At 58.2% G+C, this 23,840-nt stretch carries 21 protein-coding genes; 7 read left to right on the top strand and 14 right to left on the bottom strand.

What is annotated here, in order from left to right; all coding sequences use genetic code 11:
- Positions 1 to 82: 82 nt before the first annotated feature.
- The 7 genes from leuD to AC1RN6_RS21910 all read right to left on the bottom strand — a co-directional run bounded on the left by leuD (position 83) and on the right by AC1RN6_RS21910 (position 7,196).
- The gene (leuD, locus tag AC1RN6_RS21940) at positions 83 to 730 is read right to left on the bottom strand and encodes a 3-isopropylmalate dehydratase small subunit (protein WP_493007581.1); all 648 of its coding nucleotides are present in this window, start codon (positions 728 to 730) and stop codon (positions 83 to 85) included.
- A 123-nt stretch (positions 731 to 853) separates the two neighbouring features.
- Positions 854 to 985: an entericidin A/B family lipoprotein gene (locus tag AC1RN6_RS21935; protein WP_493007580.1), complete on the bottom strand. Its 132-nt coding sequence runs from the start codon at positions 983 to 985 to the stop codon at positions 854 to 856.
- An 18-nt stretch (positions 986 to 1,003) separates the two neighbouring features.
- Complete coding sequence (gene leuC / locus AC1RN6_RS21930) at positions 1,004 to 2,404, bottom strand: 3-isopropylmalate dehydratase large subunit (protein ID WP_493007579.1); 1,401 nt, start codon at positions 2,402 to 2,404, stop codon at positions 1,004 to 1,006.
- Positions 2,405 to 2,546: 142 nt separating this feature from the next.
- Entirely contained in the window at positions 2,547 to 3,386 is an 840-nt protein-coding gene (locus tag AC1RN6_RS21925; RefSeq protein WP_493007578.1) for a M48 family metallopeptidase, read from the bottom strand.
- Positions 3,387 to 3,562: 176 nt separating this feature from the next.
- A complete protein-coding gene (aroC, locus tag AC1RN6_RS21920) occupies positions 3,563 to 4,660 on the bottom strand; it encodes a chorismate synthase (RefSeq protein ID WP_493007577.1) in 1,098 nt (365 codons plus the stop codon).
- A gap of 52 nt (positions 4,661 to 4,712) precedes the next feature.
- Positions 4,713 to 6,599, bottom strand: coding sequence for an MFS transporter (locus AC1RN6_RS21915; protein ID WP_493007576.1), 1,887 nt, complete (start codon positions 6,597 to 6,599; stop codon positions 4,713 to 4,715).
- A gap of 147 nt (positions 6,600 to 6,746) precedes the next feature.
- Positions 6,747 to 7,196, bottom strand: coding sequence for a CBS domain-containing protein (locus AC1RN6_RS21910; RefSeq protein ID WP_050478608.1), 450 nt, complete (start codon positions 7,194 to 7,196; stop codon positions 6,747 to 6,749).
- Between the two features lie 200 nt (positions 7,197 to 7,396).
- Here AC1RN6_RS21910 and AC1RN6_RS21905 point away from each other — a divergent pair, with 200 nt between their 5' ends.
- Entirely contained in the window at positions 7,397 to 7,717 is a 321-nt protein-coding gene (locus AC1RN6_RS21905) for an Mpo1-like protein (protein ID WP_493007575.1), read from the top strand.
- Between the two features lie 6 nt (positions 7,718 to 7,723).
- Here the strand turns inward: AC1RN6_RS21905 and AC1RN6_RS21900 are convergent, their stop codons facing one another.
- Positions 7,724 to 9,028, bottom strand: a complete 1,305-nt coding sequence (locus tag AC1RN6_RS21900) for a YihY family inner membrane protein (RefSeq protein WP_493007574.1) — start codon at positions 9,026 to 9,028, stop codon at positions 7,724 to 7,726.
- Positions 9,029 to 9,171: 143 nt separating this feature from the next.
- Here AC1RN6_RS21900 and wrbA point away from each other — a divergent pair, with 143 nt between their 5' ends.
- The 4 genes from wrbA (at position 9,172) to AC1RN6_RS21880 (ending at position 12,184) form a co-directional block, all read left to right on the top strand.
- Entirely contained in the window at positions 9,172 to 9,783 is a 612-nt protein-coding gene (gene wrbA, locus AC1RN6_RS21895; protein WP_493007573.1) for an NAD(P)H:quinone oxidoreductase, read from the top strand.
- The gene (locus tag AC1RN6_RS21890; protein ID WP_493007572.1) at positions 9,784 to 10,179 is read left to right on the top strand and encodes a DUF2069 domain-containing protein; all 396 of its coding nucleotides are present in this window, start codon (positions 9,784 to 9,786) and stop codon (positions 10,177 to 10,179) included.
- Between the two features lie 16 nt (positions 10,180 to 10,195).
- Entirely contained in the window at positions 10,196 to 11,635 is a 1,440-nt protein-coding gene (locus AC1RN6_RS21885; protein WP_493007571.1) for an FAD-binding oxidoreductase, read from the top strand.
- Positions 11,636 to 11,740: 105 nt separating this feature from the next.
- A complete protein-coding gene (locus AC1RN6_RS21880; protein WP_493007570.1) occupies positions 11,741 to 12,184 on the top strand; it encodes a hypothetical protein in 444 nt (147 codons plus the stop codon).
- A 77-nt stretch (positions 12,185 to 12,261) separates the two neighbouring features.
- On the opposite strand, the gene AC1RN6_RS21875 is transcribed toward AC1RN6_RS21880, so the two are convergent.
- Both AC1RN6_RS21875 and AC1RN6_RS21870 read right to left on the bottom strand, forming a co-directional pair.
- Positions 12,262 to 13,893 (bottom strand): methyl-accepting chemotaxis protein, encoded by a 1,632-nt coding sequence (locus AC1RN6_RS21875; RefSeq protein ID WP_493007569.1) that lies wholly within the window; start codon positions 13,891 to 13,893, stop codon positions 12,262 to 12,264.
- Between the two features lie 267 nt (positions 13,894 to 14,160).
- Entirely contained in the window at positions 14,161 to 16,248 is a 2,088-nt protein-coding gene (locus AC1RN6_RS21870) for a putative bifunctional diguanylate cyclase/phosphodiesterase (RefSeq protein WP_493007568.1), read from the bottom strand.
- A 278-nt stretch (positions 16,249 to 16,526) separates the two neighbouring features.
- Here AC1RN6_RS21870 and AC1RN6_RS21865 point away from each other — a divergent pair, with 278 nt between their 5' ends.
- Positions 16,527 to 17,798, top strand: a complete 1,272-nt coding sequence (locus AC1RN6_RS21865; protein ID WP_493007566.1) for a phospholipase A — start codon at positions 16,527 to 16,529, stop codon at positions 17,796 to 17,798.
- 55 nt (positions 17,799 to 17,853) lie between these two features.
- Here AC1RN6_RS21865 and gorA read toward each other — a convergent pair whose 3' ends face one another.
- A complete protein-coding gene (gorA, locus tag AC1RN6_RS21860) occupies positions 17,854 to 19,206 on the bottom strand; it encodes a glutathione-disulfide reductase (protein WP_493007565.1) in 1,353 nt (450 codons plus the stop codon).
- A gap of 16 nt (positions 19,207 to 19,222) precedes the next feature.
- Positions 19,223 to 20,827 carry an ABC transporter permease gene (locus AC1RN6_RS21855; protein ID WP_493007564.1) on the bottom strand — a complete coding sequence of 535 codons (1,605 nt, stop codon included), beginning with the start codon at positions 20,825 to 20,827 and terminating at the stop codon, positions 19,223 to 19,225.
- A 128-nt stretch (positions 20,828 to 20,955) separates the two neighbouring features.
- Here AC1RN6_RS21855 and AC1RN6_RS21850 point away from each other — a divergent pair, with 128 nt between their 5' ends.
- The gene (locus tag AC1RN6_RS21850) at positions 20,956 to 22,044 is read left to right on the top strand and encodes an ABC transporter ATP-binding protein (protein WP_493007563.1); all 1,089 of its coding nucleotides are present in this window, start codon (positions 20,956 to 20,958) and stop codon (positions 22,042 to 22,044) included.
- A gap of 95 nt (positions 22,045 to 22,139) precedes the next feature.
- On the opposite strand, the gene AC1RN6_RS21845 is transcribed toward AC1RN6_RS21850, so the two are convergent.
- Both AC1RN6_RS21845 and AC1RN6_RS21840 read right to left on the bottom strand, forming a co-directional pair.
- Positions 22,140 to 23,174 (bottom strand): Fe(3+) ABC transporter substrate-binding protein, encoded by a 1,035-nt coding sequence (locus AC1RN6_RS21845; RefSeq protein WP_493007562.1) that lies wholly within the window; start codon positions 23,172 to 23,174, stop codon positions 22,140 to 22,142.
- Between the two features lie 297 nt (positions 23,175 to 23,471).
- On the bottom strand, positions 23,472 to 23,702 hold the full coding sequence (locus tag AC1RN6_RS21840; RefSeq protein WP_007884216.1) for a hypothetical protein: 231 nt from the start codon (positions 23,700 to 23,702) through the stop codon (positions 23,472 to 23,474).
- Positions 23,703 to 23,840 lie beyond the last annotated feature (138 nt).

Below are 23,840 nucleotides of genomic sequence, written 5' to 3'. Positions count from 1 at the left end.
TGCATCGGTCTTGGCGACCATGCGATGCGGCATCCGGCTGATCAGAACTTCAGAAACCTGTTGCGAATCTGATTGGCGGTACTCAGATGGTGTTTGCCAACCAGGGCTGATCGTACAGGTGACGCTCTTCAAAAGCGCGGATTTTGTCCGCTTGGCGCAATGTCAGACCGATGTCGTCAAGGCCGTTGAGCAAGCAATACTTACGGAATTCGCCGACCTCAAACGGATAAGTCTGACTACCATTGGCGGTAGTAATGATCTGTTTTTCCAGATCAATGATCAGGCGGAAGCCCGGGAATGCTTTCACTTCATCGAACAGATGGTCGATCTGCTGTTCCGACAGCACGATCGGCAACAAGCCGTTCTTGAAGCAGTTGTTAAAGAAAATATCGGCGAAGCTTGGTGCAATCACCGCGCGGAAGCCGTATTGGTCCAGCGCCCACGGCGCATGTTCCCGCGAGGAGCCGCAGCCGAAATTCTTGCGTGCGATCAGGATCGAAGCACCTTGATAACGCGCCTGATTCAGCACGAAATCCGGATTCAGCGGACGTTTGGAATTGTCCATGCCCGGCTCGCCGTGGTCCAGATAACGCCATTCGTCGAACAGATTCGGACCGAAGCCGCTGCGCTTGATCGATTTCAGGAATTGCTTGGGAATGATCGCGTCGGTGTCGACGTTCGCACGGTCAAGCGGAGCAACCAGACCATCATGGACAATAAATTTATTCATGGCACTTGTATCGGTGATGGCTCGCCGCACCATGCGGCAATCCGGATCAGCCGATTTCTCTATCTCTTCAACAAACGAATCAGCAGCAGCGATGCAAGCGCACCGGCTGCCACCACTGCATTCTTACTTCTTGCTGGCGTCCTGCATCTTGTCGCCGACCTTGGCGACATCCTCACCGAAACCGTGAACGGTGTTGCATGCAGTCAGCGTCAGAATCGAAACAGCCAGAAAAGCCAAAGCAATTATTTTCTTCATGATTTCACCCAGGTAGATTTACAAAGAACGAATATCAACGAAATGTCCTGCGATGCCTGCTGCTGCTGCCATCGCAGGACTCACCAGATGCGTACGGCCGCCGGCGCCCTGGCGTCCCTCAAAGTTACGATTGGACGTCGAAGCGCAACGCTCGCCCGGCTCCAGACGGTCGGCATTCATCGCCAGACACATCGAACAGCCCGGCTCGCGCCATTCAAAACCGGCATCGCGGAAAATCTTGTCCAGGCCTTCGCGTTCAGCTTGTTCCTTCACCAGGCCGGAACCCGGCACCACCATCGCCAGCTTGACGTTGGAAGCACGGAACTTGCCACGCACCACCGCCGCTGCTTCGCGCAGATCTTCGATGCGCGAGTTGGTGCAGGAGCCGATGAACACCTTGTCGATGCGGATATCTTCAATCGGGGTATTGGGCTTCAACGCCATGTAGGCCAGCGCCTTTTCCATGCCGTCGCGCTTGGTGGCGTCTTTTTCCTTGTCCGGATCAGGGACGCGGCTATCGATGGCGACCACCATTTCCGGCGATGTGCCCCAGGTCACTTGCGGCTTGATGTCGGCGGCGTTCAAGGTCACGACCATGTCGAATTTTGCGCCCGGATCGGAATGCAGCGTACGCCAATAAGTCACGGCGCGCTCCCAGTGCGGACCCGACGGTGCGAACGGACGGCCCTTCAGGTAATTGATCGTTGTGTCGTCAACGGCAACCATCCCGGCGCGCGCACCTGCTTCGATCGCCATATTGCAGACCGTCATGCGGCCTTCCATGGTCAGCGAGCGAATGGTCGAACCGGCGAATTCAATCGCATAGCCGGTGCCGCCGGCAGTACCGATCTTGCCGATGACGGCCAGCACGATATCTTTTGCAGTCACGCCGCTCGGCAGTGCACCGTCGACCTGCACCAGCATGGCTTTGGATTTTTTCGCGAGCAGCGTTTGCGTAGCCAGCACGTGTTCGACTTCGGAGGTGCCGATGCCGTGCGCCAGACAGGCAAAAGCGCCGTGCGTGGAGGTGTGCGAATCGCCGCACACCACGGTCATGCCCGGCAGCGTAGCGCCTTGCTCAGGTCCGATGACGTGCACGATTCCCTGGCGCTTGTCGTTCATGCCGAAATAGGTCAGACCGTATTCCTTGGCATTGGCGTCCAGCGTTTCCACCTGGAGGCGGGAAATCGGATCGGCGATGCCGTTGGCGCGATTGGTGGTCGGCACGTTGTGGTCTGCAACTACCAGATTGGCGGCGTTGCGCCATGGTTGGCGGCCGGCCAGTTTGAGGCCTTCAAATGCCTGCGGGCTGGTCACTTCATGCAATAGATGACGGTCGATATACAAAATGGCCGTTCCGTCTTGTTCTGCATGAACAACGTGAGATTCCCAAAGTTTGTCGTAAAGCGTCTTAAGCATGATGATGCGGGCGTGTGAAAGCTACGCAAGTCGTTGAAATGAGCCTTCGATTATGCCATAAACGCGCCTTTCCCGAGGCGCGAATGTGGTTATGGCGATGCTTTTAAGGCAACGCTGTACAACGCTTTGCGAGCGATACTGTTCAGCGCACCTTTTTACTTTGTTCGTAAAGCGGCATCACGCGTTGCGAATAGACCGTGAGATCGTTGATGCGATCTTCGCGCGAAGGGTGAGTGGACATGAACTTCATCGGTTCGCTACCGCCGGTCTGCGCCATTTTTTGCCACAAGGAAATAGCCGCACGCGGGTCGTAACCGGCGCGAGCGGCCAGTTCCACGCCAATGCGGTCGGCCTCGGTCTCGTGCGTGCGTGAATTCGGCAGGCCGACCAGCCCCATGTAGGCGTACTGAGCGCCCTGCTGCCCCAACTGCCCAACGCCGAGAAGCGATGAACCAATCGAAATCAGCGATCCTGTCACGGCCTGCTCGGAAGCGCGCTCGCGGGCATGTTCACGCAGGGCGTGAGCGATTTCATGCCCCATGACGGCAGCCAGTTCATCGTCGGTGATCTTCAGTTTTTCAATCAGACCGGTGTAGACGGCGATTTTTCCGCCGGGCATGCACCAGGCATTGGCTTCAGGCGAAGTAATGACATTGACTTCCCATTTCCATTTGACGGCATCAGGACGGAAAGCCGCGGTCTGCGGGATCAGACGGTCGGCAATGGCGCGCACGCGACGCAATTGAGCGGCATTTTGGTTCAGCGCGCCCTTCTTCTTTTGCTCATCGAGCACCTGCGCGTATTCCTTGACGGCTGCGGTATCGATCTCTTGCGCAGACAACATCATGCTTTGCTGACGAGTAATACCGACAGCGCCGCCCTGCGTGGTTTGCACGCTTTCGCAGGCGGTCAGCGCCAAGGCGACCCCAATCAGAAAGCAACGGGAAAGAAATTGTTGTGAACGCTGTGCTCCATACGCCATGCTGTCTCCATCGTCAAAATTAAAAGTACGCGGGAGAAACGCTTAGCCATCCATACGAAATTGCCACGCTATTGTCATTGCATTGTTGACGCGGCGCTCCCCCGATGTTGCAGGCCATTCTGACCTGCCCACACTGCCCCAGTTCTGCAGCCGGTACAAAAGCCGGCAATCTCGTTTTATTTCTGCGCAGCGATCTGAGGCGTCGATACCTTGACGTCACCGCACTGCGCACGATGACGCAAGGCGTGATCCATCAGGACCAGCGTCACCATGGCTTCAGCGATAGGCGTGGCGCGAATGCCGACGCAAGGATCGTGACGGCCGTGCGTTTCAACCTCGGTCGAGTGTCCAGCCTTGTCGATCGATGGACGCGGCGAACGAATGCTGGACGTCGGCTTGATCGCAATCGATGCCGTGATGTCCTGACCAGTCGAAATCCCGCCGAGAATACCGCCCGCGTTGTTGCCGACAAAACCATCCGGCGTCAGCGCATCGCCGTGCTCAGTGCCCTTCTGCGCCACAGATCTGAAACCCGCACCGATCTCGACGCCCTTGACGGCATTGATGCCCATCAGCGCATAAGCGATTTCCGCATCGAGCTTGTCGTAAATTGGCTCGCCCAGACCGACCGGCACGTTCTGCGCCACCACGTCGATACGTGCACCGCAGGAGTCGCCTGCTTTACGCAATGCGTCCATGTATTCCTCAAGTTGCGGAATAATGCTCTCGTTGGCGGCAAAGAAAGGATTTTCGCGTACATGATCCCAGGATTCGAAAGGAATCGCGATGTCGCCGAGCTGGCTCATGCAGCCCTTGAAAGTCGTGCCATATTGTTCGAACAGCCACTTCCTGGCCACCGCCGCCGCACCGACCACGGGCGCCGTCAGGCGCGCCGAAGAGCGGCCTCCGCCGCGCGGATCGCGAATGCCGTATTTGTGCCAGTAGGTGTAGTCGGCGTGACCGGGACGGAAGGTATCGAGCAGATTGCCGTAGTCCTTGCTGCGCTGATCCTGGTTGCGGATCAGCAGTGCAATCGGCGTACCGGTTGTTTTGCCTTCGAACACGCCGGAGAGGATTTCCACAGTGTCCGGCTCCTGACGCTGCGTCACGTGACGCGAGGTGCCCGGCTTGCGGCGATCCAGTTCAGGCTGGATGTCCTCTTCGGACAATGCCATTCCCGGCGGACAGCCGTCGATCACGCATCCGATGGCCGGGCCATGGGATTCGCCGAAGGTGGTAACGGTAAACAGCGTGCCGAGGGTATTGCCGGACATAGCGAAGCTCTACTTTGAATTATCTGAATACGTGATTTTACCAGCCCAAGGGCTATTTCCACTCGCCGCGCAGTTCGCTGACACGCTGCTGCAAGTATTCCGGCGTAGCCTGCGCTGCAGGAATCGGTTCACCCACCGCCAGCTCCAGCTTCGAAAACAGGCCGCGCTTGAACGAGCGATGAAAAGGATTGCCGCTGCCGCGCGTGAGCAGGCTGCCCCACAAGCCGCGCAAGGCCATTGGGAAGACCTGTACCGGCGTGCGGTCGATGATCTTCTTGATGCCGCCCTTGAATTCGTTGATCTCGCCGGTGCTGGTCAGCTTGCCTTCCGGGAAGATGCACACCAGATCGCCTTCATGCAGCGCCTGAGCGATATCGACATAGGCCTTTTCCATCAGCCACGGATCTTCCTTGGCCGGCGCGATAGGGATCGCCTTGGCAGTGCGGAAAATCCACGACAGTATCGGCGTCTTGAAGATGCGGTGATCCATGACGAAACGGATCGGGCGCGGGCTGGCAGCCATGATCACGATGGCGTCAACGTAGCTGACGTGATTGCACACCAGCACCGCCGCCCCATGCCTGGGAATCAGATCGGCATTGACGGTACGCACGCGATGGATGGTGTGGATCAGCATCCACGCCAGGAAGCGCATCAGGAATTCCGGCACCAGCGAGAAGATGTACGTCGCTACGACGGCGTTCAGGATCGCCGTGATCAGGAAAATCTGCGGGATCGAGAAGCCCGACCGCAGCAGCACCATCGCCAGCAAGGCCGCCACCACCATGAACAGCGAGTTCATGATGTTCATGCCCGCAATCGTGCGCGAGACGTGTTGCGGGTCACAGCGAGTCTGGATCAGCGCAAACAGCGGCACGATGTACAAGCCGCCGAACACACCGATCATCAGGCAGTCAAACAGAATGCGCAGGCTGCCGTGTTGCGCAATAAAGCCGCTCATATCGACCGCCGCCGTCGCGCTGTAGCTGACGCTGGCGAAGTACAGCTCCAGCCCGAACACCGATAGACCAATGGCGCCGAAAGGCACCAGACCGATTTCAACCTTGTGCCCGGACAGACGTTCACACAACAGCGAGCCGACGCCGATCCCGACCGAGAACACCATCAGCAGCAAGACGAACACGCTATGATCGCCGTGCAGATAATTCTTGGCATACAGAGGAAATTGCGCCAGCACGATGGCGCCGTAAAACCAGAACCAGGAGTTGCCCAGTATCGACAGGAAAACGGGACGATTGCGGCGCGAAAAGCCGAGGTTGCGCACCATTTCCGAGAACGGATTCCAGTTGATTTTCAGATCCGGCGCCGGCGCGGGGGACAAGGGAATCGCCAGGCTGGTCAGCCAGCCGAGAATCGCGAAGCCGATGGTCACGAAGGCAATGGTTTCCAGCCCGAATGGCTTCTGCACCACCAATACGGCGCCCAGCACTTCACCCAGCAAAATACCGACGAAGGTGCCCATTTCGATGACGCCGTTGCCGCCGACCAGCTCTTGAGGCTTCAATTGCTGCGGCAGATAAGCGTACTTGACCGGACCGAAGATGGTCGAATGGATGCCCATGCCCGCCACAGCGATCACCAGCAGCCACAGGTGATGCGTCATCCAGCCGTAGGCTGCGATGCCCATGATGACGATTTCCAGCAGTTTGACGTAGCGCGCCAGGCGGCCCTTTTCCATCTTGTCTGCCAATTGCCCTGCCGTTGCAGAAAACAGGAAAAACGGCAGGATGAACAAACCCGGGATCAGGTTGTTGAGCAGACCGGTATCCAGCGTGGTCCAGCGGAGCGCGTCGTAGGTAAGGATGGTCAGTAAGGCCGTCTTGAAAACGTTGTCATTGAGCGCGCCGAGGAACTGGGTCCAGAAAAAGGGAGCAAAACGACGCTGGCCGAGCAGGGAAAACTGATTGGATTGACTCATGGAGCGAGCAGAATGGGCAAGTTGGACGAATCGGTTAAAAAAGACGCCGTTCGGATAACAAAAAACCGTTCATGACCACATGAACGGTTTCTCGGATAAGCGGCACCCTGTTTCAACAACACAGCAAGGGCGCTGCCGGTGCTGGTTTCAGCTATTTTCTTCCTCGGCCGGCCAGTCTCGGATGTAAGCCTTGAGCATTTTGTTCTCAAAGCCCTGCGCATCCAGCACCGCCTTGGCGACGTCATAGAAGGACATCACGCCCAGCAGCGTCTTGGCGTCCATCACCGGCACATAGCGCGCATGCTTTTCCAGCATGATGCGGCGCACTTCGTTGAGGTCGGTGTCGGGAGTGACCGTGATCGGATGGTCGTCCATGTGCTTGCGCACGGTGTTGGTGCCGACCGAGCCGGCGTTTTCCTGCAAAGTCTTCAGAACTTCCCGGAAAGTCAGCATGCCGACCAGTTCACCGAATTCCATGACCACCAGAGAGCCAATGTCTTTCTCCGCCATCGCACTCACGGCTTCCGCAATCGGCGTGTCGGGGGTAACGGTGAAGAGAATGTTGCCTTTGACTTTAAGAATTTCAGAGACTTTCATGGTGTCATCCTTAAGTTATTGTGGCCTTATCGGGAATGTAGCCCATGCGTGAGCAAAAATCTACAAACCAACGGCGGTTTCTCCATGGTACGAGGTTTGGCGTCTGCCTACAATCACCATTCCATATTAAAAATGAAATTTTTTCATTGATTACGCCCCGCAGACGGCCTACTCTGAAATCACAAGTCAAGGAGACAAGTATGCCTACCGTGCTGCAACATGAAAAGTACGCCAGCTTTGAAGAGTTCTACCTTACCTACCTGGGAGAACACTCCAACCGGACCTGCCGCCAGTTGCACTTCGCCGGCTCCACGCTGGCGCTGTTCTGCCTGGCATTGATGCTACTGACACACAATGCATGGTGGCTGCTGGCCGCGGCAGTGAGCGGCTACGGCTTCGCCTGGATCGGCCATTTCAAGTTTGAGAAGAACCGGCCGGCAACCTTTCGCCATCCCTTGTATTCCTTCATGGGAGACTGGGTCATGTACTGGCAGTTGCTGACCGGGCAGATTTCGTTCTGACCCGGCTTAGCGGCCGGCGATCATCCCGACCGAATTCACTTCGCGTAAATCCGGCCCATCGTGGTCTTCTGAAAAATACGATTCCAGTGTCTGATCCAGCACCGCTGCCACGGCGGCATCGACGCGATTGACCAGCATGCGGTCTTCATCGACATGCGCGGCGGTGTCAAAGACAAACAAGCGGTAGACGTCGACCAGCTTTAGGGACTCGGGGTTGATCAGCAAGGTCCAGCGGTCCAGGCCGTCGACGAGACGTTTGTTCCAGGCGGACTTCTTGGGCGCCTCACTCTTGAGCGAGCCGACCCAGCCGGCATCCAGCATCTTTTGCAGCAGGTTCTGCAACTCTTCCAGCCCCATCTGCGTATCGGCGCGCAGCAGCGCCACGTCCACCGTTGCCGATTCGCCGTTGGCGCGGGCATCGTGCAAAATCTTCAACACCTTCATGGCGTCAACGAATTCGCTGCCCGGCGAAGCCACATGCCACCAGCGCTCGTAGCGCACGATGGGCAAGGCCGCCGTCAACAAAGCGCCCACGAGAGTGATCATCCACAGCATGTAAATCCACAGCAGGAAGATCGGCAAGGCTGCCACTGCGCCGTACACCATCGTGTAGGTCGGAAATTTCATGACGTAGCTGGCAAAGAGCCGCTTGGCGATTTCCACTGCCACACCCGCCAGCAAACCACCCCAGACGGCGTCGCGCCAATCCACCCACTGATTCGGCACGGCGATATACAGCAAGGTAAATGCGCTGGTCGTCAGCAATACCGAGATCAGCGTGTAGAAGCTCGCCCCGATGAACGGCACACTGGTGACCACGCCATTAGTGGCGGAATACAGATAGGACGTCACGCTGATCGAGACACCGATCAGCAGCGGGCCGAGCGTGATGATGGCCCAGTAGACCAGGATGCGCTGCAACAGCGGGCGCGATTTCTTGACGCGCCAGATCTGGTTGAACACGCGGTCGATGGTCGCCATCGTCAGCACCGAGGTCAGAATCAGCGCCACGCCGCCGACCGCCGACAGGCGCGCCGACTTTGACGAAAACTGATTGAGGTAGCCGAGAATGGTGTTGGCCACACCCTTGGGCATCAGGTTCTGGACGAAATACGCCTCCAGCGCCGAACGGAAAGTGCTGAACAGCGGGAACGCCGTAAAGATCGCCAGCGCGATCGTCAGCAGCGGCACCAGCGACAGGATGGTGGTAAACGTCAGGCTGCCTGCCACCTGCGGCAAGCGGTCGTCGCTCAGCCGTTTGACGGCAAACCGGAACAAATCACGCAACTGGGTACGAGACAAGCCCTGCATAGGTTTAAAAAAGGTAAGCAAGATGCGGCAATCAAAATCACGAGAGAGGTTAAGGACCGTCTCCCATGCGCCAGGTTCCATCCGCAAAAATGCGAGCAGTAAACACGTAGCGATGGATAAATAAAGGCTCCTATAATACCAACATGGCGAACACAACTAATACAACAATACTGGTCCTCTACTATTCGAGACACGGCTCCACCCGCAAACTGGCCGAATTGATCGCCCAGGGCGTAGAAAGCGTGCCCGGCTGCGACGCGCGCCTGCGCACCGTACCGGCGGTGTCTACCGTGGCCGAAGCGACCGAACCCGACGTGCCAAAGGAAGGCGCGCCCTATGTCGAGCTGCAAGACCTGGAGCAATGCGCCGGCCTCGCGCTCGGCTCGCCGACCCGTTTCGGCAACATGGCCGCAGCGATGAAATACTTCTGGGACGGCACCGCGCCGCAATGGCTGTCGGGCGCACTGGCCGGCAAACCTGCCTGCGTCTTTACCTCCACCGGCAGCATGCACGGCGGCCAGGAGTCGACGCTGCTGTCCATGATGATTCCCTTGCTGCACCACGGCATGCTGATCATGGGCCTGCCCTATACCCAGCCCGAACTGATGAGTACCAGCACCGGCGGCACGCCTTATGGCGCCAGCCACTGGGCCGGCGTGAACGGCAATCAGGCGATTTCGGACGATACGCGCGCGCTGGCCATCGCACTGGGCCGGCGCCTTGCACACAACGCCATCAAACTGCAGGAGACTTGAATGAGCACGCAACGGTTTCGCTTTTTCCATCTGGGCGCCGCCATCAGTCTGGTGGCGCTGATTGTCTTGTGCGTAGCCTGGGAACTGGCGCTGGCGCCCTTGCGACCGGGCGGATCGTGGATGGTGCTCAAAGTGATTCCCTTGCTGTTTCCACTGCGCGGCGTGCTCAAGCGCGACGTCTACACGATGCAATGGTCGTCGATGCTGATCCTGCTTTACTTCACCGAAGGCATCGTGCGCGCCACCAGCGACCGTGTCGCCATGTCGGTGACGCTGGGCTGGGTCGAAGTCGCGCTGAGCTGCATCTACTTCCTGTGCGCCATCCTCTACCTGCATCCTTACAAGAAAGCAGCCAAGGAAATCGCACGTCAGGCCATTCAAAAGGCCTCGCAATAATTTTCTGAGGATCGCCATGACGGCAGCATCAGCAGCACTGACAGCATCACCGGAAGCCTTCCTGCAAGCCTGCCGCACCGCCATCGGCGCTGCACATGTCCTGACAGAAGATGCCGACACCGCCGGCTACCTGACCGATCAGCGCGGACGCTATACCGGCAAGGCGCTGGCGGTACTCAAGCCCGGCAGCACCGAAGAAGTCGCCGCCATCGTCAAGCTCTGCCATCAGCATCTGGCGCCTATCGTGCCGCAAGGCGGCAACACCGGCCTGGTGCTCGGCAGCGTGCCGGACACCAAGGGCAATGCAGTGCTGTTGTCGCTCACGCGGCTCAATCGCATCCGCGCCGTCGATCCGGTCAACAACACCATGACGGTCGAAGCCGGCTGCATCCTGCAAAACATCCAGCAGGCCGCCGCTGCAGAACAGCGCCTCTTTCCATTGTCGCTGGCGGCGGAAGGCAGTTGCACCATTGGCGGCAATCTGTCGACCAATGCCGGCGGCACCGGCGTTCTGCGCTACGGCAATACCCGCGAGTTGTGCCTGGGCGTCGAAGTCGTCACGCCGCAAGGCGATGTCATGAGCAGCCTGCGCGGCCTGCGCAAGGACAACACCGGCTACGATCTGCGCGACCTCTTCATCGGCGCGGAAGGCACGCTCGGCATCATCACCGCCGCCGTCATCAAGCTGTTCCCGCAACCGAAAGCGCAAGTCACCGCACTCGCGGCATTGCGTACGCCGGATCACGCGCTGCGCCTGCTCAGCCTGGCGCAGGAACGCTGCGGCGCAGCCTTGACCGGCTTTGAACTGATGTCGAATTTTTGCCTGCAACTGGTGACCAAACATTTCCCCCCGCATCGCGCGCCCTTCGACAAACCGCACGCACAATACGTGTTGCTGGAACTGTCGGACAGCGAATCGGAAGCGCACGCCTCCGACATGTTCGAAGCCGTCATCGGTGCAGCACTCGACCAGGAACTGATCGACGACGCCGTAATCGCAACGTCGATCGCGCAATCGAAGTCGCTATGGCAATTGCGCGAACACATTTCGATGGCGCAGGCGCATGAAGGCAAGAACATCAAGCACGACATCTCAGTGCCGATCTCGCGCATCGGTGAGTTCATCCGCGTCACCGATGTGCTGGTGCAGGAAACTTCGCCCGGCTGCCGCATGGTGACCTTCGGCCATCTGGGCGACGGCAACCTGCATTACAACGTGTCGCCACCGGAAGGCGTGAAGGACACCGACTTTATCGCCCAGCAAGAGAAGATCAACCGCACGGTGCACGACAGCGTCGACAGATTCGGCGGCTCGATCTCCGCGGAACACGGTCTGGGCGCACTCAAACGCGAAGAAATCCTGCGATATAAATCGCCGGTAGAACTCCAGCTGATGCGCACCATCAAACAGGCGCTGGATCCTCATGCGCTGATGAATCCAGGAAAAGTCATCTGACCGTCGCTCATCGCTGCCGGCCCTTGAGGTCCGCAGACTGATGGAAACGTAGCGGCAATCGGCCAGTTGCCTTATCGTCTGCCGCCTTCTATCGGAGTTTCACCTATGCCGCACATCTCTCTTCTTTACCTGCCCGCCGCCCTGTCCCTGAGCATGCTCGCCGCAACGCCCGCGTGGGCCATCTACAAATGCGAAGCGGATGGACAGGTGACCTATAGCGACGTCGCCTGCACCAACGGCAAAACGATCAACGTCGATACCAGAAGCAACGCCGGCATCGTACCGCCGCAAACCACCCGGGATAAAGCTGCAGAACGTGAACGCGCGAAGACTGACAAGCAGCAAATCAAGGCGCAGGAAAAAGCTGAACGTGAAGCCGCTCGCGACAAACTTGTGGCGGACAAACAGAAACGGAAATGCGCTCAGCTGGCGCAACGCAAGAAGTGGGCGGATGAAGACGTACGCACCGCTACCGTCAAAAATCTGGAAAAAGCACGACGCAAGAGCTTGCGCGTGAACGAACAATATCAGGCCGAATGTACCGCCTGAAAAAAACCGGCCGTCGCTACACAGCGTAACGACGGCCAGGCTCCCCCTTCCCCCGAAGTTCTTCCCCTGTTTCCCGACTACTCCAGACGCGGCGCAGGATTGATATCAATCGTACGGCGCGAATTCGATGCTGCCGGCGCACTCAGGCTGCCGGTGCTGGTGATGTTGAACACGCTGACCAGCTGAGCCAGCTTGCCGGCCTGCTCCTGCATGGATTGTGCAGCGGCGGCGGCTTGCTCGACCAGCGCGGCATTTTGCTGCGTGCTCTCGTCCATCAACGTGATGGCACGATTGACCTCTTCGATGCCAGTGCTCTGCTCCTGGCTGGCAGAGCTGATTTCACCGACGATATCGGTCACACGCTTGACGCTGGCCACCACTTCTTCCATGGTCGATCCGGCCTGCTCAACCAGCTTGCTGCCGGTACCTACTTTTTCCACCGAGTCGTCGATAAGCGATTTGATTTCTTTCGCAGCTGCGGCGGAACGTTGCGCCAGACTGCGCACCTCGCTTGCCACGACCGCAAATCCGCGCCCCTGCTCGCCGGCGCGTGCGGCTTCCACCGCAGCGTTCAGCGCCAGGATATTGGTCTGGAAGGCGATGCCATCAATCACGCTGATGATGTCGACGATCTTCTTCGATGAATCGTTGATCGAGCTCATCGTCGCAATCACCTGGCCGACGACGCTGCCGCCCTGCACTGCGACTTCCGACGCCGACACCGCCAGTTGATTGGCCTGACGCGCGTTGTCAGCGTTTTGCTTGACGGTTGAGGTCAGCTCCTCCATCGCGGAGGCGGTTTCTTCCAGCGAGCCTGCCTGCTGTTCGGTGCGCGCAGACAAATCCAGATTACCGCTGGCGATCTGGCTCGATGCCGTAGCGATAGTATCGGTGCCGGTGCGCACGTTACCGACGATGTTGCGCAAGCTGACGTTCATGTCCTTGAGCGCCTGCAGCAACTGGCCGGCTTCATCCGTGGTGCTGACGGTGATCTCCACCGACAGGTCGCCTTCAGCAACGCGGCGCGAAATACCGACCGCAGTATTGAGCGGACGCGTGATGCCGGTCGTCAGGTACCAGGCGCACATGATGCCCATTGCCAGCACCAGCACTTCCAGCACGATCAGCAGGTTGGCGCTTTGCGAGGCGATCTCGGCGACGTGCTGATTCAGGTCATTGATGGTTTTACGCTGCAGCTCAAGCAGGCTTTCCACCTGTTGCTGATACAGCTTCGCTGCCGGCAGATAGTCTTTTTCCAGTGCCGCTGCGATCACCGCAGGATCGGGATTGGGTTCTGCTTTGGCTTTGTAAATCACATCGCGCGTGGACAGATAGACTTTGCGCTGCACCATGATCTTGTCGTACAGCTGCTTTTCTTCATCACTGGCCAGCAGTTCGAAAATCTTCTTTTGCAGCTCGCTCGAGAGGCGCGTGGCTTCATCGGTTTCCGGTTTGAAGAAAGGCCCCAGCGACGGATCGGAGCTCTTGGCTACGGCTGTCGTGCGGCGAATTCCTGAATAGGTATGCCGATACCAGTCGCCGATCATGCGTTCCTTGGCCAGCGGTATGTCCATCATGACCTGCGTCGCCTTGGCGACACTTTGCAGACGCCACACACCGATACCGGCAATGACGATGGACAGCCCCAAAATCGCCGCAAACCCCAACCCCAGACGCTTGCCGATCTTCATATTTCCGATGATGTTCATTTCCCCTCCTGACACTTCATTAAAGACAGGCAATATTGATTTTTATCAACTACAAAGTTAGCACCTACCGCCCATAATGATCCTATGCACCAGGATTGAATTCGCGGAATAGCGATTGAGTGCCGTGTCTGTTCATGGCTTGCACGACTTGCATTGACGCCGGGCAACACAAGCAGCGACAGAAGCGCACTGCAGCATCACGGAAGCGATTCCGGATGCTGCAGAGCTCGCATCAGAGGGAGAGAAAAGGGAAAAGCGAACGAAAAGTCAGAGCGGTTGCACGGCTTTATTTTGCAGGTCGGAAGTCGCTTCCAGGAATTTTTCCGGCGTCATCGGGCGCCCCATCAAATAACCTTGCAAGGCATCACAACCGACCGAAGTCAGAAAATCCTGTTGTTTTATCGTCTCCACGCCTTCGGCGACGATGCGCAGATTGAGCGTGCGGCCCAGCGCCACGATGGCCGAAATGATCGCCGCATCGTCATTGCCGTCCGAAAGGTCGCGCACGAAGCCGCGATCGATCTTCAGTTCGTTGGCCGGCAGACGCTTCAGATACAGCAGACTCGAATAGCCTGTGCCGAAATCGTCGATGGAAATATCCACGCCCAGATCGGAAATCTTTTGCAAGGTCTTGAGGCTGTTTTCGGCGTCATGCATGGCGGTCGACTCGGTCACCTCCAGCGTCAGGCAACGCGCCGGCAAATTGTGGCGCGTCAGCGTGTTCTTGACCAGATCGATCAGGTCCGCATGGGCGAATTGCAGTGCCGACAAATTGACGGCGATGGTCCAGTCGGTGTGCCCGAGGTCGAACCATTCCCTCATCTGGCGGCAGGCCTCATTGAGCACCCATTCGCCGATCGGCACGATCAGACCCGAACGTTCCGCCAGACCGATGAACTCGTCCGGACCGACCAGTCCGTGGGTGGGATGCTGCCAGCGCAGCAGCGCTTCGGCACCGAGTACAGGACCGTCCGGAGAGTTGTATTTGGGCTGGTAATGCAAGATGAATTCTTTGCGCTCGAGCGCCAGACGCAGATCCTGCAACCATTGCAACTGGTTGTGCGCATTGACGTTCATCGATGCTTCGAAGAAGTGGTAACCGTTCCGGCCGGCGCGCTTGGTGTGGTACATCGCGGCGTCCGCATTGATCACCAGATCGTGGCGGTTGCTGCCGTCTTCCGGATAGATGGCAATACCGATACTGGCCGACACGCGCAGCTCGTGCTTCTGGACATGGAAGACCTCGTTGACGATGTTGACCAGCTTTTCTGCAATCGGCATTGCGTCATTGGGTTCTTTCAGCTCCACCAGCATGACGAACTCGTCGCCTCCCAGACGGGCAACCGTATCCTGCGCGCGCATGACGGAACAGATGCGCTGAGCGACCTCAACCAGCAGCAAATCGCCGACGTGATGGCCGAGCGAATCGTTGATCGCCTTGAAGCCATCCAGATCGCAAAACATCAGCGCAAAATGTCCCTGTTCGCGCGACGCCTTGTGGATGGCCTGATTCAGGCGATCCTCCAGCAAGGTGCGGTTGGGCAGCTTGGTCAGGTTGTCGTGCAATACCAGGTGCGTCAATTCTTCGTTGGCCTCTGCCAGGGACCGCGCCAGTTTGGCGGTACGCGATTCGAGGCGTGCATCGAGCAGCGAGGTCAGCAGCGCAATCGTCAGCACCGCCAGCGTCACGACAATGATCAGGATCGACAGCCAGCCGGGACTCACGCCGTCACGGACTGCCAGACAAATACTGCCGTCCGGGAAGCTGGCGGCAGCCATGCCGCTGTAGTGCATGCCGACGATGGCAATACCCATGACGACAGCGGCGCCCGCGCGCGCAAATTTGACGTGAGGCGTATTTTTGCGCAAGCGAAAAGCAATCCACAGCGCTGCGGCAGATGCCGCCACGGCAATGAACACCGAGGCGGCAAACCACCACGGATCGTAGCGAATGCCCGGATTCATCAGCATTGCGGCCATGCCGGTGTAGTGCATGGCCGCAATGCCTACGCCCATTGCCAGCGCACTATTGAGCAAACGGCGTATCGGCAGTTCAGGGCGGCTCACAATCCACAGCGCAAATCCGGAGACCGCGACGGCGATCAATAAAGACAGGAAGGTAATCCAGGGGTCGTAGCCGAGATCGATCGGCAAACGGAAAGCCAGCATGCCCACGAAATGCATCGACCAGATGCCGATGCCCATCGCGACCGCGCCCCCAAGCAGCCAGGAGCGGCCCGCATAATCGCGCGTCGAGTTGATCCGCTCGGTCATGTCCAAAGCCGTGTAAGAGGCCAGAACTGCGACCAGCAGGGATATGACAACGAGCGAACTATCGTAAGAAGCGGATAACATGATGGAGTAAAAAACTAACTAAAAAACAACTTTTTGCGTGACTATTTGTGTAGCTTATCCACATTATCCCGCAGAACGATCGTTCTAATTTGAAGAAAACCTCAAAACGGCGACCTTTACATACTTCGACGTATGATTCGTCGGATTCGAGCAACTTTCCTTGGCGAAATTACTCCATATGGCTGATGTTTGATCATCAATCCATATTAAATCGACAAAAAAGACAAACAATGACCAAGACGCCTACCGCCCCAAATTTGCCGTTATGGAAATACATTTTGCCAAGCAAGTTGCGCGCCTTACAACGAACCCTGTTCGCCGCAGGCGCATTGACGCTCACGCACGGCGCAGTTGCGGGCATCGCCGTATTACAGCCGCCTAAGATCATTGACGGCAACAAGCCGTTTATCTTGACGCTCATGGTCAGCGAAGATGAGCACGCATCGCAGGCCTATGCGCTGCCCGATGATCTGGTGATCGCTGCGTCGGCCGACATGACGCCGCCGGTACAGGTGCATCTCAAGCGCGATGGCGACGGTCCGGGACAATTCACCCTGCAACGCGGCGAGTTCCGCAAAATCACTTACAGCGCGGAACTGCCCAGATACTTGCGCGGCGTCATACGCATTGAAACCGTCGGCATCGATGCGTCGCCGGTGCTGGTCGCGGTTGTCCGCGCCAAGCCCGGGCATGAACAGGTCGCCGATGCCAGCGTCGCGGCAACAGCCACCAGCGTCGAAGGCGGCGCGGCGACGCCGTCGGCTTCCGCTATCACGCCAGGCACCAGCAGCAGCCCGATCGGCATCGCGCCGGTAGCGGAAGACCTGATCAACACGCCTCGCCTGTCGTTCAACGAGCCAATGTATTTTGCAGCCGGCAACAGCGGCGGCAACCGCAACGCCAAATTCCAGCTGAGTTTCAAATTCCGCATCTTCCAGCCTGACGACATGCGCTCGCGCGGGTTGATCGACAATCTGTATTTCGGCTACACCCAGTTCTCGCTGTGGGATCTGCAAAGTCCGTCGTCGCCCTTCCGCGACACCAACTACCGCCCTAGCCTGTACTACTACCTGCCGGACGTCGGCATCCACAACAGCGTACTGAGCCGTGTCTCCATTGCGAGCGGTCTGGAACATGAGTCGAACGGACGTGATGGTCCGCAATCCCGCGGCCTGAATATCTTCTTCGTACAGCCGACGCTGACCTTCGGCAATCTCAATGACTACCAATTCCGCATCTCGCCGAAGATCTACACTTACCTCGGCCCGCTGTCGGACAATCCGGACATCGGCCAGTATCGCGGCCATACGGACTTGAAACTGGCATTCGGCAAACCGGATGGCGTGGAGTTTTCGACGACGCTGCGCAAGGGCACGCGCAGCAATACCGGTAGTGCGGATTCGATGCTTTCGTATCCGCTGGCAAGGCTGATTCCCGGCACTGCCGGTTATCTGATGGCGAGTTATTTCTACGGCTATGGAGAGAGTCTGCTGACGTATAACCAAAAGTCGACGCCGCAGTTCAGAATCGGCTACAGCCTTTCCCGTTAAGTCCGGTTAAGCAATCGCAGAGGCCTCCCGGCCTCTGCAACACACTTCCGGGTGCTTACGCCGCCGGCGTACGCATCGTGACAAACTCTTCCGCCGACGTCGGATGAATACCGATGGTTGCGTCGAATTGTGCCTTGGTGGCGCCGCATTGCAAGGCCACGGCAAAACCCTGCACGATCTCGCCGGCATCCGCGCCGACCATGTGTACGCCGAGTACACGATCGCTTTTCGCATCGACAACCAGTTTCATGAAAGTACGTTCAGTATTGCCGCTGAGCGTGTGCTTGAGCGCCTTGAATTCCGATTTGAAAATACGCACCTCGCCGACCTGCTTGCGCGCGTCCTCCTCGCTCAGACCGACCGTGCCGACGTTGGGATGGCTGAAAACTGCGGTAGGAATATTCGCGTAAGACATTTCCTTGCCGCCCTTGTTGAACAGGCGCGCTGCCACCACCATGCCCTCTGCCAAAGCGACAGGCGTCAAGGCGACGCGGTCGATCACGTCGCCGATGGCGTGGATAGAGGGGACGCTGGAGATAAAATTGCCGTCGACCTTGACCGCGCCTTTTTCGGTCAATACGACGCCTGCTTTTTCCAGACCGATGCCGGCGGTATTGGCGTGACGGCCGGTGGCGAACAACACGCAGTCGGCTTGGATAGGGACGCCGTCGCTCAGCGTGACCTGTTTGGCGTCACCGGCAGCGTTAAGCGCTTCGATATTGTTTTCAAACAGAATCTTCATACCCTTCTTGCGCATCTCTTCGGCCAGGAAAACACCCAGCTCGCTGTCCATGCCGCGCAGCAGATGCTTACCGCGATAAACCAGCGTGACGTCGCTGCCCAAACCGTTGAGGATGGAGGCCAGCTCCACGGCGATATAGCCGCCGCCCAGCACCACCGCGCGCTTAGGCAGCGCCGTCAGGTGGAAGAAATCATCGGAGACGATGCCGAGTTCCTTGCCCGGGATGTCCGGCACGGTCGGATGGCCACCGGTGGCGACCAGAATGTGCGCAGCGGTGTAGCGCTTGCCATCGACGACGACGGTGTGGGCGTCCTCGACGGTGGCATAGCCCTCGACAATGTCGACCTTGGCGCCGTCGAGGATCTTGCGATAAATGCCGTTGAGGCGTGCGATTTCCTTGTCCTTGCTGGCGATCAGCGCCTGCCAGTCGAAGCGGCTCTCGCCCACCGTCCAGCCGAAGCCGGCGGCGTCGGCAAAATCCTCATGAAAATGCGCGCTGTAGGACATCAGTTTTTTGGGAATACAGCCGACATTGACGCAGGTGCCGCCGAGATCCTTGCTCTCCGCAATCGCCACACGCGCACCGTATTGCGACGCGAACCGGCTGGCGCGCACGCCGCCGGAACCGCCGCCGATGGTGAACAGATCGTAATCGTATTGGCTCATGTTTTCCTCATCTCATTCAGGATTTATTCAGGGCTCGCGTGACCAGCAACACCGGGATCAGACCGACCACAACAATGCTCAATGCCGGCAATGCCGCCTCACCCAGGCGTTCGTCGCGCGCCAGGTTGTGCGCAATGACCGCCAGCGTGTCGGTGTTGAAAGGACGCAGCAACAGCGTCGCCGGCAATTCCTTCACCACATCGACAAACACCATCAGTCCGGCCGTCGCCAGCGAACGCCACAGCAAAGGCATATGCAGCTTTTGCACGATGCGGCGGCGCGATGTTCCCATGGTCCGCGCCGCTTCATCGAAACTTATCGGGATGCGGGTATAGCCGGCTTCCACCGACTGCACCGCAACGGCCGTAAAGCGTACCAGATACGCGTAAATCACGCCGAGCGAGGTTGCGGTCAGCCAGACGCCCGCCATACTGCCGGGAAACACCGCTTGCAACCAGGCAATCGGCAGCAAAATACCGATCGCGATCACCGAACCGGGAATCGCATAGCCCATGGAGGCAATACGCGCGACCACGCGCAGGAAAGCGAATTTGAAGCGGGGCAAATCGCTGGCACGCTGCGCAAAACACAAGGCCAGCGCCAGCGCCACGGCGATCACCGCCGCCATGCCGCCGAAGCGGAAACTGTTCCATGTCCAGCCGGCATAGCGAACCAGATTGGTCACCAGCGACAGTTCGCTTTCGCGCCACATCAGTTGCAGCAGAATCAGCACCGGCAAGACAAAGCCCAGCACGATCGGCGTCGCACACACCAGCCACGCAGCGATCGCTTTGACGCCGTGCAATTGAGGCAGGTGCGACTCTGCGCCATCGCTACGATTGTCGCGCGCTGACGAAAATCGCATGCGTTGCTGTTCGCGGCGCTCCAGCCACAACAGCACCGCGACGAACAGCAACAGCAGCGATGCATACTGCGCCGCCGCGATGCGGTCATCCATCACCATCCATGCCTTGTAGATACCGGTCGTGAATGTCGTCAACCCGAAATAGGCGCTGACGCCGTAATCGGCCAGCGTTTCCATCAAGGCCAGCGCAGCACCCGCCATCAGCGCCGGACGCGCCAGCGGCAACGCCACTCGGTAAATGCGCTCATGCAGGGGCGTACCGAGCAGGCGCGCCGCTTCCATGAGATGCACGCCACGCTCGCTCAAGGCATTGCGCGCCAGCAGATAGGCATAGGGATACAGCGTGAAGACGAACAGAAAAATCGCACCCGGCAAGCTGCGTACATCAATACGGAATCCGGGGAAAATGTCGCGCAGGCTACTTTGCACCATGCCGGCGTATTGCAGGAAATCAGTGTACGCGTAGGCGGAAACATAGGCCGGCATCGCCATCGGCAACAGCAAGGCCCACGACAGAAATCGCTTGCCGCGAAACTCGAACAAGCTGATGGCCACGGCCGTCGCGGCGCCGACCGCGATCACACCTGTCGTCACGAACAATGCCAGCCAACCGGAGGTCGCCAGGTAACCCGGCAAGACGGTCTGCGCCTGCTGCCGGATGGCGTCGATACCGGCCGCATCGAGATGCAGCCAGGCGCCCGCGATGCCGAGTATTGGCAAGGAAATCAGCAAAGCAACCAGACCGATGAAATACATGAATACGCCGATGAAAAAGAAGTAAAAAAGAGGAGCACATCATCCTGGAATACCGGCAAGCGTCAAGCACGATGCGCTACACTTGCAGACGCTCCGCAACCCGCGAATTGTAACGACAAAGGCCCGCCATGTTCCTGCAAATTGACCACGTCAGCATCAGTTATCCGCGCGCTTCCGCACCTGCAGTGCAATCGGTCGCGCTCGAATTGCAGGCCGGACAGCTGGGCGTACTGATCGGTCCGTCCGGCAGCGGAAAAACCACACTGCTGCGCGCCATCGCCGGGCTTGAGCATCCTCAATCCGGCTGCATTCTGCTTGACGGACAAGTGCTCGACGGCCCCGGCATCCGCGTCGCTGCGGAGGAACGCCGCATCGGTATGGTGTTCCAGGACTTCGCCCTATTCCCGCATCTGAGTATCGAAGCCAACGTCGGCTTCGGCCTGCGCCATGAGCATGGCGACAAACAACAGCGCCGCCAACGCGTGCGGGAGATGCTGCAACTGGTCGGCCTGACCGGCATGGAAGACAAATTCCCGCATCAGTTATCCGGCGGCCAGCAGCAACGCGTAGCCCTGGCACGCGCTTTGGCGCCACAGCCGCGCCTGTTGCTGCTGGATGAACCCTTCTCCAGCCTCGACGTCGAATTGCGCGAACGGTTGGCCGAAGACGTGCGCCGCATCCTCAAGCAAGCCGGAATCACCGCCCTGATGGTGACGCACGATCAGATGGAAGCCTTCGCCGTCGGCGATGTCGTCGGCGTCATGCAGCAAAGCCGCCTGGAGCAGTGGGACCAGGCCTACGAGCTCTACCATCGCCCCGCCACGCGCTTTGTCGCCGACTTCATCGGTCACGGCATCTTCGTCCCGGGCGCTTTGGTCAGCGATGCTGCCGGCATGGCGATGGATACGCCGCTGGGCAAGCTGCATGACGTGGCGCACATGCTGGACACCCTGCAATCAGAAGTGGCGCACGGCCAGCCATTCGACGTCCTGCTGCGCTCCGACGACATCGTGCACGACGACTTGTCGCCGTTCAGGGCGCGCATCGTGCGCAAGTCCTTCCGCGGCGCCGACTTCCTCTATACCCTGCAACTCGATGACGGCATCGAGTTGCTGTCGCTGGTCCCTTCGCATCACGATCACGCCATCGGCGAAGCTATCGGTATCCGGCTTGACGTCAATCATGTGGTGGCATTTCCGCGTTCGCACTCAGCCTGATCAACTTGCGTCTTCAATCTGTAAAAAAGCACCGGAGGTATTAACCTTCCGGTGCTTTTTTATTTCAGCGCATTGACGCTAGCACGGCACTACGATTACTTGTAGCCGACACGATCCAGAATCTGCAACACCTTTTGCTGATTGCGGCCGGTTGCAGCAACATCAATCACTTCGGCCTTGAACGGTCCCAGCGTATCGAGCGCGGCGTTGCCGGTCTTCACGCTCTTGACGGCCGGCCATTCATTATTGCCTTCGGCGAAATAGCGTTGTGCGTCATCGCTGGCCAGATATTCCAGAAACTTCACGGCGTCAGCCTTGTGTGGAGCGTTCTTCGCCACGCCTGCACCGGCGATGTTGACGTGTGCGCCAAAGCTCTTCTGATTCGGCCAGACCACGCCGAATTTACTGACGATGGCGATGTCTTCCGGTTTGGTCGACTTCATCAGGCGCGCCACATAGTAGGAGTTGGAAATCGCCACGCCGCATTCGCCGGAAGCAACGGCCTTGATCTGGTCCGTGTCGCCGCCCACGGGCGTGCGCGCCATGTTGGCGACCATGCCTTTGAGAATGGCTTCGGTCTTGGCTTCGCCGACGTGTTCATACAGTGCGCCGAACAGCGACACGTTGTAAGGATGCGAACCGGAACGGGTGCACAGCTTGCCCTTGTTCTTCGGATCAGCCAGCGACTCATAGGTGTCGACGTCCTCCGGCTTCACGTTTTGCTTGTTGTAGACGATCACGCGGGCGCGCGTCGAAAAACCGAACCATTGCGAACCCTGGCCGTCATCCTTGCCGCGCAGGTTGGCGGGGATACGCGACTCCAGCACGCTGGATTTCACCGGCTGGAACAGGCCGTCGTTCTCGCCGCGCCACAGACGGGCGGCATCGACCAGCAGAATCACATCGGCCGGGCTGGCAGTACCTTCGCTTTTGAGACGCGCCAGAATACCGGCGTCATCGGCGTCGACACGGTTGATCTTGATACCGGTTGCCTTGGTGAAGTTGCCATACAAGGCTTCGTCAGTCTGATAGTGGCGCGCGGAGTAAAGGTTGATTACCTTTTCCTGGGCGAACGCGCCGACCGAGGTTGTCGCCAACACCATTCCTGCAACAAAAGTACGCAAAAACATGAACTTATCCCTTTCTGCTGGTTAATCAGTCTGCTTGTCAGCCCCGGCATTTTTTTCGAAAACCATCGAAAAAATCATGCCGAACGGCTGCAAAGACGAACGGAATATAGCACAAATGAGAATAATTCCTGTTTTAAATTCAGCTTTTTGTCAGGATTTGAAAAATAAAAATTTATAACCGGCAACGAACCACCGATACTCCTGCTCGCATTTTTAACACGCGGAGGGACATCGAAGGATGAAGCAAATGCATCGGGTGCATCAGGCGAATGCGCGGGATCAAATGACGGCGCTTGTTTAAGCACGCGCCTTCGACAACACAACCAGCCAGCGGCGGAACAGCAGTACTTCCAGATGGCCAGGTTCGATACCGGCGCTGCATTCAATTACCGGATTGACGCGATAGCGGCGCACGTACGAGTCGCGGCAGACGAACATTTCACGGCGGCCGAAGCGCAAGCTGAACGACGAAGGGGTAGAAGATTCCAGACCAAAGCGAGCGCCTGAAGTGAGATCCAAGTGAGTCATGGCAGTGGTTCCTATCTCTGTTGAAGAGATTCCACTGTATCACAAGTACTGTATAAAAAAACAGTAGTTTTTGATCTCGTTGTTTTTTGAGCGATTTTGGAAGTTTTTCTATTTTCGCCCGAATTCGACCGATTCTAC

It is taken from the genome of Herbaspirillum sp. GW822-FHT03A08, assembly GCF_058801885.1.
This window is presented reverse-complemented; position numbering and strand designations above follow the sequence as displayed.